The sequence below is a fragment of the Streptomyces sp. WM6372 genome, assembly GCF_001279655.1.
GTDB lineage: Bacteria > Actinomycetota > Actinomycetes > Streptomycetales > Streptomycetaceae > Streptomyces.
Map to the genome: position 1 here is coordinate 62,005 of NZ_LGDB01000201.1, position 8,869 is coordinate 70,873.

Annotated in this window: 16 protein-coding genes; 15 read left to right on the top strand and 1 reads right to left on the bottom strand. The window is 68.4% G+C overall.

Going from position 1 to position 8,869, the window contains the following annotated elements; all coding sequences use genetic code 11:
* The first annotated feature begins 85 nt into the window (after positions 1–85).
* The 13 genes from ADK52_RS25425 to ADK52_RS25480 all read left to right on the top strand — a co-directional run bounded on the left by ADK52_RS25425 (position 86) and on the right by ADK52_RS25480 (position 7,852).
* Positions 86–271, top strand: coding sequence for a hypothetical protein (locus tag ADK52_RS25425; RefSeq protein ID WP_053692150.1), 186 nt, complete (start codon positions 86–88; stop codon positions 269–271).
* A gap of 156 nt (positions 272–427) precedes the next feature.
* Complete coding sequence (locus ADK52_RS42555; RefSeq protein ID WP_159046027.1) at positions 428–565, top strand: hypothetical protein; 138 nt, start codon at positions 428–430, stop codon at positions 563–565.
* A 34-nt stretch (positions 566–599) separates the two neighbouring features.
* Entirely contained in the window at positions 600–797 is a 198-nt protein-coding gene (locus ADK52_RS25430; RefSeq protein ID WP_053692151.1) for a hypothetical protein, read from the top strand.
* A gap of 9 nt (positions 798–806) precedes the next feature.
* Positions 807–1,019 (top strand): hypothetical protein, encoded by a 213-nt coding sequence (locus ADK52_RS25435; RefSeq protein WP_053692152.1) that lies wholly within the window; start codon positions 807–809, stop codon positions 1,017–1,019.
* Positions 1,020–1,039: 20 nt separating this feature from the next.
* Complete coding sequence (locus tag ADK52_RS25440; RefSeq protein ID WP_053692153.1) at positions 1,040–1,258, top strand: hypothetical protein; 219 nt, start codon at positions 1,040–1,042, stop codon at positions 1,256–1,258.
* Positions 1,259–1,288: 30 nt separating this feature from the next.
* Positions 1,289–2,380: a hypothetical protein gene (locus ADK52_RS25445; RefSeq protein ID WP_053692154.1), complete on the top strand. Its 1,092-nt coding sequence runs from the start codon at positions 1,289–1,291 to the stop codon at positions 2,378–2,380.
* 181 nt (positions 2,381–2,561) lie between these two features.
* Positions 2,562–2,747 carry a hypothetical protein gene (locus ADK52_RS25450; RefSeq protein ID WP_053692155.1) on the top strand — a complete coding sequence of 62 codons (186 nt, stop codon included), beginning with the start codon at positions 2,562–2,564 and terminating at the stop codon, positions 2,745–2,747.
* A 116-nt stretch (positions 2,748–2,863) separates the two neighbouring features.
* Complete coding sequence (locus ADK52_RS25455) at positions 2,864–3,961, top strand: hypothetical protein (protein WP_053692156.1); 1,098 nt, start codon at positions 2,864–2,866, stop codon at positions 3,959–3,961.
* A gap of 2 nt (positions 3,962–3,963) precedes the next feature.
* Positions 3,964–4,332, top strand: coding sequence for a hypothetical protein (locus tag ADK52_RS25460; protein WP_053692157.1), 369 nt, complete (start codon positions 3,964–3,966; stop codon positions 4,330–4,332).
* 90 nt (positions 4,333–4,422) lie between these two features.
* On the top strand, positions 4,423–6,927 hold the full coding sequence (locus tag ADK52_RS25465) for a hypothetical protein (protein ID WP_053692158.1): 2,505 nt from the start codon (positions 4,423–4,425) through the stop codon (positions 6,925–6,927).
* Between the two features lie 42 nt (positions 6,928–6,969).
* Positions 6,970–7,197 carry a hypothetical protein gene (locus ADK52_RS25470; RefSeq protein ID WP_053692159.1) on the top strand — a complete coding sequence of 76 codons (228 nt, stop codon included), beginning with the start codon at positions 6,970–6,972 and terminating at the stop codon, positions 7,195–7,197.
* A gap of 7 nt (positions 7,198–7,204) precedes the next feature.
* Entirely contained in the window at positions 7,205–7,663 is a 459-nt protein-coding gene (locus tag ADK52_RS25475; RefSeq protein ID WP_053692160.1) for a hypothetical protein, read from the top strand.
* A 9-nt stretch (positions 7,664–7,672) separates the two neighbouring features.
* Positions 7,673–7,852 (top strand): hypothetical protein, encoded by a 180-nt coding sequence (locus ADK52_RS25480; protein ID WP_053692161.1) that lies wholly within the window; start codon positions 7,673–7,675, stop codon positions 7,850–7,852.
* Positions 7,853–7,860: 8 nt separating this feature from the next.
* On the opposite strand, the gene ADK52_RS25485 is transcribed toward ADK52_RS25480, so the two are convergent.
* Positions 7,861–8,052, bottom strand: a complete 192-nt coding sequence (locus ADK52_RS25485; RefSeq protein ID WP_053692162.1) for a hypothetical protein — start codon at positions 8,050–8,052, stop codon at positions 7,861–7,863.
* A 132-nt stretch (positions 8,053–8,184) separates the two neighbouring features.
* Between ADK52_RS25485 and ADK52_RS25490 the strand changes: the two genes are divergently transcribed.
* Entirely contained in the window at positions 8,185–8,412 is a 228-nt protein-coding gene (locus tag ADK52_RS25490) for a hypothetical protein (RefSeq protein WP_053692163.1), read from the top strand.
* Positions 8,413–8,480: 68 nt separating this feature from the next.
* The gene (locus ADK52_RS25495; RefSeq protein ID WP_053692164.1) at positions 8,481–8,858 is read left to right on the top strand and encodes a hypothetical protein; all 378 of its coding nucleotides are present in this window, start codon (positions 8,481–8,483) and stop codon (positions 8,856–8,858) included.
* The last annotated feature ends 11 nt before the right edge of the window (positions 8,859–8,869 follow it).

Genomic DNA, 8,869 nt, shown 5'->3' on the forward strand with positions numbered 1-8,869 from the left:
TGTGCCCAACGCAAACGGCCCTGACCAGGTCTTGCACACCTGGTCAGGGCCTTGCGAACCCCTACCTGTGCCCAGGAGGATCCGCATGTCGCACAAGCCTATCCTGACCAGCGCTTCCCTGTACGAACAGGGCGCGCCCACCCCGGCCCGGCGTCTCATCGCTGCGGGGATCAAGCGCGGCGCCGGCCCGCTCATCATCGAGCAGCCCCAGATGTCCGCCGCCGACAAGGCCGCCACGCCGCCGCCTCCTACGTCCGCCGCCCGGCGATGACGTCATGAGCGCCGCGATCACCGCCTGCGACTGGTGCGGGCAGGGCGACAGTGACCCGATCGACCCGCAGGACGGCGAGTAATCGCCCTCGGTACCGGCCAGCAGCACACCCACCGCAGCAAGACCCACCCCGGCACGACCAACCGGAGGACAGCCATGCCCGAACCGTCGGACGAGATGGACGCCTACGACCGCCGCATCGCGGACCTGGAGCAGGCGCCCGCCGACTACGAGCCCGACGAGGACGGCGACTACACGATCACGTTCCTCGCCATCGACACCCGCAAGCCGTAACCCCACCCGCCTGACCACTGGAAGGAGCCCCGTCATGGGCTGGAGCAAGGCAGCACAGCGAGTCGAGAAGGCCGTCACCGACGCCCTCGCCAACGGCGCCACCCCCGAGGAAGCCACCGAGGCCGGCCGCCGGGTTGCCGCCGGATACACGGCCGAGGAGCTCGGCGACGGGATGCTCTCGCTCGCCGTCGATATCCGCGCCGACTACGACGCCAAGCGCCGCAACCGCTGAGGAGTAGCCGTGCCCATTGACCGGCACGCCGAGTACCGGGCCATCAACCGCATGCGGGTTGCCCGCCAGGCCGCTCACCTCGCGCTCTGTGCCGCCGGCTGCAAGGCCGCGGCTGTCACCCCCGCCGACGTTCAGGCACAGGCCCGCAAACTGTCCGGCCTCGACGACGGCCCCCTCAGCACCACCGAAGCATGCGACGCCCTCGCCTACTACACCGCCTGACCAACGGAAGGACCACCGTCATGAACGCCAACGTCACCGAGATCGAGCAGCCGTCCGACCTGGAGGCCGCCTGGGCTGAGTACGAAGTCCGCGAGCAGCTCATCGCCGCCTACGAGCAGGCCACGACGAGGGCCGGCCGGGCCGCGGCCCGCTGGGAGGTCCTGGCCTACGACATGGCGAACCCGGGTGTGACCAAGCTCGCCGACCAGCTCGACGACCACGCCAGCCGCGCCGCCTGACATCCGCCGCAGCCCTCAGGAAGGAAGGCTATGAGCCCCCCCGAGTGGATCAAGAAGCTCGACGTGTTCGCCGTCGTCGAGAAGCTCCTCACCCTCGCGGCCCTCATCCTTGTCGCCATCACGGTCGGCGGGCAGCTGGGCCACATGCTCGGCCTGCACGGCACCCTGGCCACCGTCGCCGCATGGTCGATCGCGCTGGTGTACGACGCCTTGTGGATCGGCGCCCTTCGGATGTCCGAGGTAGCGATCCGGCAGCGGTCCAGGATCGGCATGGCCGTCATGCTCGGCCTGACTGTCGCAGCCATCGGCGTATCCACCGCGACCCTGTTGGTCCTCGGGCACGCCCAGATCTTCGCTGGCGTACCGGCCGCCGCCGCGGTCTTCATGGGTCTTCGGATCTTCTCCAGCAACGTGCTGGCGGACTCCGCCACGGCCGATCGGATCGCCGACCAGTCCGCTGCAGCCCGCAACGCTCACGCCCTCGCAGCGGCCGACGCCCGTCAGCTCCGATCGGAGGCCCGCACCGAAGTCCTCGATGAGACTGCCGGGCACCTCGCCGAGCTGCACCGCCAAACCGCCCGCGCTGAGGTCCTGACCGCAGCCCAGAAGAAGATCAGCAAGGCCCGGGCCAAGGCCGAGAAGACCCTCGCCGAGGCCGACAAAAAGCACGGTGAGAAGGCCCTGGCGTTCATGTCCCGGGAGCTGCTGACCGTCGGGCCGCGCCCCGTGGCCACGGACTCTGGCCGCACCCTGTCTGAGCAGGGTGGCCACACGGTGGCCACGCTGGTCATCCCGGAAATCGAAGCCGTGGCCATCTCGCCCGCAACCGCGGACGAATCGGACAGTGAAGTTGAAGTAGAGCAGGTCCTCGTCGAGGACGCCATGACCCTGGAGGAACTTGCCGTAGCAGCCGGCGTCGACGTTCCTGAGCCGGGCGTGACCCTCACCGACGAGCAGCTTGAAGTCGTCGTGCGCTGGCTCCGGTACGCGATGAAGCCGCCCCGCTCCTACCGCCAGGCGTATGCCGCGTTCCGTGAAGCCGGGTTCCAGGCCCGTGAGAACCGTGTCCGCCGGACCTGGGGCGAGATTGAGACCCGCGAAGCCGAAGCCGTACCCGCCTAACCCGCGCCCGGCACAGCCGGCAGGGCCCAGCAGCATCAGCCGCTGGACCTTGCCGAGACTGCCGGAAGCAGTCGGAACCACAAACCCGCAGGTCAGCCGAGGAGTGACCCGGTGAGCGGAACGTTCGCAGACCCGGCAAGCAGACCCGGCCCACCTGCCCCGAGCCCGAAGGGATGGCGTCATGAGCTCGAACTATTGGACCAAAGAGATCAAGCGCGCGGATGCCGCATCCCCCAAGACCGGTGCGACCCGGCGGATGGATCGCTTGCGCAGCACCCTCCAGCACGTGGATCCGGTGATCGCTAACCGGGCCTGGCGGGAAGCGGCGGACGCGATCCAACGCATCACGGATCGCTACACACCGTAATCATTCACTCGTTCATTCACCTGGGTAGAGATGAACTCTCCGATCTGTTACGCGCGCACGTGCGCGCACAAGCAGGCCGTTCACCTCTCCCCGTCGCAGACCGTGAAGGGGAAGCGATGGAGATACTGCTCGCCGCCTGCCTACTGGCGTGGGCCGCGGGGGCGCAGAGCGAACAGGCCAAGCTGGGCATCAGCCCGGCACAACGCTCTCTGATCCGCGAACAAGTCCGCCACGAGAAGGCGGTACGGAGGATCGCCGAGAAGCACGGCATCCCGGCCTCCTCGGATGGATCGCCTGACGACCCGAAGTCGGAACCGAGTCCGGTCACTCTTCCCGAGGCCTTCCGGGCCGGCTACCGGGGATACGCCCCCGTCGCCCGCGTCGCAACCCCAGCGGGACGACTGGCCGGTGACTGGGCGGCAAGGGGAGTGCACTGGGCGAAGGACACCGGCCGCTCAGCCCTGCTGGAGTACCGCAAGCGCCGCAAGGCCGCTGGCGAACCCGACCCGGCCCCGGTTCACGGCCCGCAAGTGCCGCCGATGCCGGCCTATCCGCCAATGCCGACCACCCCACCGACCGTGGGCAGCGCCGACCCGGCGAACGTGACGCCCGAAAGGCCCGAAGGGGCCCCGGAGAGCAAGGACGCCGAGGACCCTGCCCCGATCGAATCGGGCACGGCGACCACTGCACCCGCGCCGGAGCCCACCGTCCCCGAGCCCCGGTCGGAACACGTGCCGGAGCCCGCCGAATCCGCCAACCCGAACGCACCAGCGACAACCGAAGGAGGGACCGGCCGGATGGCGACAGAAGTCACCTACGACTCGGTCATGGACGAGAGCGACGAACTCTCCCTCATGTGCGAGGACGACCGGAGCGTATACAGGCGGATTCGAGAACGCTGCGAACGCGAGATCGGACGGGCCGACTCCCTTATCGCGCAGCTCAAGAGCCCCGGCGTCCAGGCCTGGATCTCCCGGTGCGCAGAGCAGTACCGGGTGATCCTCGCGCAGCTCGACGAACTCGACGCCAACACCATCGCCCAGGGTGAGGGAGTCGTGAAGGCCAAGGCCCTCCTTCTGGCCGGCCAGGGCCTCTACGCCGGCATCGCAGCCGACATGGAGGAAGTCGAGGAGCGGGAGTTCTACATCTCCGACGCGGTCGACAGCGAGGACACGAACGCCGCTGCCGAAACCTACGAGACGCAGGGAGCCTGAGCATGAACGCCACCTACGCCGCCGTACTTGCCAGGGCAGCCGCCTACGGCGTGCGCGCGGCCCGCACCCAGGCCGCCGTCGAACGCCTGCAGTCCCGGTTCGAGGACCGGGCCGACTCGGCCCGCTACCTCTCCGAGGCGATGACCCGCCTGGTCGTGGACGAACCGACCACGACCGCATACATGGAGATCGCGAACCTCTCGAATGCCATGGCCGGCAACGTCGGCCAGATCGTCTCGGCAGCCGACTCCCTGTCCACCGCAGCGGAGGGCCTGGACAGCGAGACGCACGCCCAGCATGGCCGGATGGCGGACGCCAACCGCACCCACAACGTGCAGATGGCCGATCCCCAGTTCTTGCGGCCCCGCTAACCCCTCAGCCCCAAACGCCAGGCCACGGACGGGGCCGCGCCACATACGCGGCCCCTCCGCACCCTCACACGGACTCCGAAAGAGGCCCCGATGGCAACCACCATCGCACCCCAGAAAGAGCACGACGAGACCCACCACGCGGAGACCAGCGCTCAGGCGCGGATCTCCGAGATGAAGCGCAACCCGGGCCTGTACATCGGAGCGGCCCTCGGACTCGCGCCCGCCGTCATGCCCGACGGCATGCTCCTCGCTACCACCCTCGGCACGACGGGGATTGCAGCCGGCTGGGCCGCTTTGGGCGTACTGCCCGGACCCTGGCGGTGGCTGCCCGGACACGGCCAGCCGTGGGAATGGATGTGCCGCTCCAGCCGGCGGGGCTACCGCCGAACTCTCCGCCGCATGCGCCGCCGCCTCACTCAGACCGGCGCGGAGGCCATAGCGGCGGGCATCCCCGCCGGCTGGTACGGGCACCCCCAGCGCCCCGCCCTCATCCGGGAAGTGACCGCCGACGCCCGCCGGGCACGCTGCGAAATGCTGCGCAGCGCCTGGGCCAAAACGCTCCCCAACTGGGACACCGGCTGGTGGCGCAAGCACACCCCTGCGGAGATGATCCTGCGTGCCGGGCCGCTGGCAGTACTCCCCGCTGCAGGTTTCATCGCCATGCCCTGGTGGGCTCACCTGGGCATCGGATCCCTCGCCGCAACGTGGGGAGTCAGGACTCTTCGCCGGCCCGCTCCTGCAGTCATGCCCGAGCCCGAGATTGCGGCCGCCGACTGGTACCAGGCCCGATGGGCCGAGTGGATCGCCTGCGAACGGGGCCCACTGCCGGAATCCAGGCTGGTCAACGTTCAGGTGAACGCCGACGAACTGACCGCGGTCATCGTCTCCACCACCGCCAGGCCCGCAGCCTCCCTTGGGCAGGACCCGGTATCGATCGCATTCGACGTCCCGCCGCGCGCGGTGAACATATACCAGCCGGTCGACATGCCAGCCAACCGTGCCAAGATCACCGTCCGCCTGCGGGCCGCTGCAACCAGCGGCCCCGACATGGACGACCTGGCAGCCGTCTGGGACGAATTCAACCCCTACAACGGCAGCAAGCTGTACGACGTCGAAAAGACCGAGTTCGGCAACCGCTTCCAGCTCCTCATGCCCCGCCGCGGGTCCGGCGTCGCCGACGTACAGGCCGGCATCATCGCCCAGGCCCTCGACCTCCAGGGCGAAGGCGCCGCATCCCGGCTTCACCTCCGTGTCCTCGACTCCCGCCGCATTGAAGTCAACGAGATGAGCATCAACCCCCTCCAGGACGGCGTCCCCCTCGACCTGGACGCCCTCCTCATGGACGACCAGGGCTACATCACCGTCGGCAAGGACATCTACGGCCTTCCGACCCGATGGAGGCTACTCAAGTACGACCCCGCACGCCGAGGCCTGTCCGGCCGCTCCTCCGCCAGCGCCGTACACGCCTTCGGCTCCGGCACCACTGGCGCCGGCAAGACCTCCCTGGAAGAGGACTTGCAGGTCGCCCAGCGCCGGAACGGCTTCGTGTCCTGGCTCGCCGACGGCAAGGGCGGCGCCGGATACGCCCCCTGGATGAATGACCTCGACTGGCTGGTCAAGTCCCCCTACGGGGCCATGCTCATGGGCCAGGGCGCCAACCGAGTCAGCGAATACCGTTACGCCGAGCAGATGAAGATGCAGTGGCTCGACGCCGAGGGATTCACCGAGAACGGCCGGAGCTTCTTCGTACCCGGCGAGCCGTTCGCCCCGATGGCCGTCACCTGGGACGAGTTCAACGAGATGGTCCTTAAGGATCCGCAGGCCGATCACGTCAAGCCGCTACTGCGGTCCGTCTCCAGCGTCGGCCGGCTCTCCCGCGCCGCGGGTATCGGTGCACGAATCTGGGTCCAGATCCCCAACCTCGACAGCCTCGGATCGGACGCCAGCGCGAACGCCATTCGCGACATGCTCCAGTCCGGAAACATCGCCCTCTTCCGCACCGCCCGAGCCGACGTGGACGTGATGTCCCTCGGCTCCCGCACCCCCAAGTACCGGCTCGAACCACTACCGGAACGCTTCCCGGACGGCTCCGAGACCGGCGGAGTCTTCTACATGGCCGACGGCAAAGACCAGTACACGCAGTCGCGAGCCGCCTTCCACACCAACCCTGCACGACTCAGCCGCCAGTTCCCGTTGGAGACCCTGACTGACCGCGAGGCCGAGGCCGCCGGTCCGGCCTACCTGCGGCGCGATGAGTATCGCCACCTCGACGCGGCGGACGAAGAGGAGTTCCTCCGCGAGCTCAGCAAAGAGCAGCAGTCCAAGAGCAGCAAGAAGATCACCGTCATCGACACCAATCGCTCAGCACCAACGGCGGAAGCCGACGACGAGGACCTGGACGACCTCGTGCCGCTCACCCGCACACAGAAGGTCTGGCACGCGGTCGACGCCGGCGCCCGCCGCAACAAGCAGATCTCCGAGGTAACCGACCTCAAGCCCGCCAACGTCGCCGGCGCCACCACTCGACTGGAACGCCTCGGCAAGCTCCGCAAGGTCGAACGCGACTGGCACACCACCGAACGCCTCGACGCCTAAACAGCCACGCCTCACCCCTCCTCACGAAACCGGAGTACAGCCATGACGCTCACCACCACCGGCCTGTTCCTGCTCGTCGCCGTCGGCCTCGGAATCTGGATGAAGAGGGATCCCAGCTTCAAGAAGCGCGAGTTCCTCGCCGTCAGCCTCTTCTGGGTCCTAGTCGTCGCCACCCCGTGGGGCGCCGAAGGCGTCGCCAAGGTTCAGAGCATCATTGGGACCGGCGTGCAGACCGCCAGCGACACCGTCAACTCCGTCTCCAGCAAGTAGGGCGGCCATGACCACCGACCGCGCTTCGGCCCGCCGGCAGGCCGAAGCCATCCTCGCCGAACTCGACGGCATCGCAGCCACCGCCTACCGCGACCCGACCCCGAACCCCACCATCGGAGCCGCCGAGCCCGTGCCCCAGCCCGGCCGGCCCCCTATGAGCCAGAAGGCGACCGACGCCAGCGCCCTCATGCTCGCCGCCGGTGCCGCCTCGCTCCCCATCGGAGGCGCGACCTCCCTGGTCCTGTACACGCTCGGCCACGTCAGCCCCACAGCCCTCGCCATCGGAGGAGCAGCCCCCGTCGCCCTGATCCTCGCCATCGGATCCCTGATCAAGGCCGCCAGCCGCGGCATGCAGGGCATCGGAGCGGAGCACCACCACCACTACGCCGGGCCCGTCCACCAGGAGCACCACACTGTGAGCACCCAGACCCGAGGCCTGTTCGCCAAAACGATCAACAAGCAGTAGGAGAAAACCATGAGCAAGGAGTCAGCCATCGAACTTGCCGCCGAGGCACTCGACCGGGTCGAGGCAGCCTGGGACAACACCGACGACGGCCCCAGCATCGAAGACATGCAAGAAGCCAAAGCGTTCAAAAACTCAGCCCTGGCAGCCGGAGCAACCATCGACGAAATCCAGGCCGCCCGGAAGAACTGAACCCAGGCCTACCGCTCCACCGACAGGCCCTCGCCGACCGCGGGGGCCTTCGTCATTGGGACCGCGCGGGCCAGCCAGCCGTCGCCGCACCGGTCCGTCGGCAGCATCGTCACCACCGCTCCCCGCTCCCGGCACAACCAGTCCAGCTCGGCCAGACAGTCGGCCTCCGTCGCGCACCGCACCATGAACGACACCCTCATGAGCGCAGTCTCCCATCAGAGCCGAGCACTTGACACGAGTCACCACCGAAGTCATGATCTGCTGAAGTAGCACTCGTGCGCGCTCAGGCCGTCCACCCAAGGACGGCCTTTCGTCATTCCAGGAGGCGGCGCATGGACCGACCCTGGCTCGCCACCGCAGCCGACGCCGCCTACTACACCGGCCGGCCCATCGGAACCATCTGGCGCTGGGCATCCGAAGGCCGCATCGACGTCGTTGGCCGCGGCAAGGCGGCCCGCTACGACCTGCGGAAGATGCCCCGCAAGACCGTGGACGAATGGACGGGCGAGGTCACTCTCGGGGATCCGCCGCCACTGCCCGCCGGAGCCAAGGCCGCCTGAACCACTGCGGAATCAGGCCAGCCTGCGGCAGCATGAGCCGTCCCAGAACCGCGACCAAGGGACCCCTCATGTTCGGCAGCAAGAAGACCCCAGAAGAGAAGGCCGCAGCGGCCCGCCTCAGCAAGATCCGAGGCGCAGCAGCCGCAGCCGGCGTGACCATGTTCGGCGGCAAGTTCCGGTCACCGAACCAGATGGACGTGCCCGTCGAAGGCGCGAAGGTCACCCTGGAACGGGGCGAAGAGGCCAAGGCGCGCATCACCGCCACCCGCGTAGCCCTCACCGGGATATTCGCCGTGTTCCTGAAGAAGGAAATGACCCAGCTCTTCATCACCATCGAGGGCGCTGGCGGCGAGATCCTCGTACAGCCCGTCGCGGCAAGCAAGGAACCCCAAGCGCGGATCTTCGCGACCCTCGTCAACGGCGAAGCGACCACGCCAGGCGAGTAGCCAACCAGCCG

Coding starts and splice junctions, on each gene's coding strand:
- ADK52_RS25425 (WP_053692150.1), top strand. CDS start 86: ATGTCGCACAAGCCTATCCTGACCAGCGCTTCCCTGTACGAACAGGGC.
- ADK52_RS42555 (WP_159046027.1), top strand. CDS start 428: ATGCCCGAACCGTCGGACGAGATGGACGCCTACGACCGCCGCATCGCG.
- ADK52_RS25430 (WP_053692151.1), top strand. CDS start 600: ATGGGCTGGAGCAAGGCAGCACAGCGAGTCGAGAAGGCCGTCACCGAC.
- ADK52_RS25440 (WP_053692153.1), top strand. CDS start 1,040: ATGAACGCCAACGTCACCGAGATCGAGCAGCCGTCCGACCTGGAGGCC.
- ADK52_RS25445 (WP_053692154.1), top strand. CDS start 1,289: ATGAGCCCCCCCGAGTGGATCAAGAAGCTCGACGTGTTCGCCGTCGTC.
- ADK52_RS25450 (WP_053692155.1), top strand. CDS start 2,562: ATGAGCTCGAACTATTGGACCAAAGAGATCAAGCGCGCGGATGCCGCA.
- ADK52_RS25455 (WP_053692156.1), top strand. CDS start 2,864: ATGGAGATACTGCTCGCCGCCTGCCTACTGGCGTGGGCCGCGGGGGCG.
- ADK52_RS25460 (WP_053692157.1), top strand. CDS start 3,964: ATGAACGCCACCTACGCCGCCGTACTTGCCAGGGCAGCCGCCTACGGC.
- ADK52_RS25465 (WP_053692158.1), top strand. CDS start 4,423: ATGGCAACCACCATCGCACCCCAGAAAGAGCACGACGAGACCCACCAC.
- ADK52_RS25470 (WP_053692159.1), top strand. CDS start 6,970: ATGACGCTCACCACCACCGGCCTGTTCCTGCTCGTCGCCGTCGGCCTC.
- ADK52_RS25475 (WP_053692160.1), top strand. CDS start 7,205: ATGACCACCGACCGCGCTTCGGCCCGCCGGCAGGCCGAAGCCATCCTC.
- ADK52_RS25480 (WP_053692161.1), top strand. CDS start 7,673: ATGAGCAAGGAGTCAGCCATCGAACTTGCCGCCGAGGCACTCGACCGG.
- ADK52_RS25485 (WP_053692162.1), bottom strand. CDS start 8,052: ATGAGGGTGTCGTTCATGGTGCGGTGCGCGACGGAGGCCGACTGTCTG.
- ADK52_RS25490 (WP_053692163.1), top strand. CDS start 8,185: ATGGACCGACCCTGGCTCGCCACCGCAGCCGACGCCGCCTACTACACC.
- ADK52_RS25495 (WP_053692164.1), top strand. CDS start 8,481: ATGTTCGGCAGCAAGAAGACCCCAGAAGAGAAGGCCGCAGCGGCCCGC.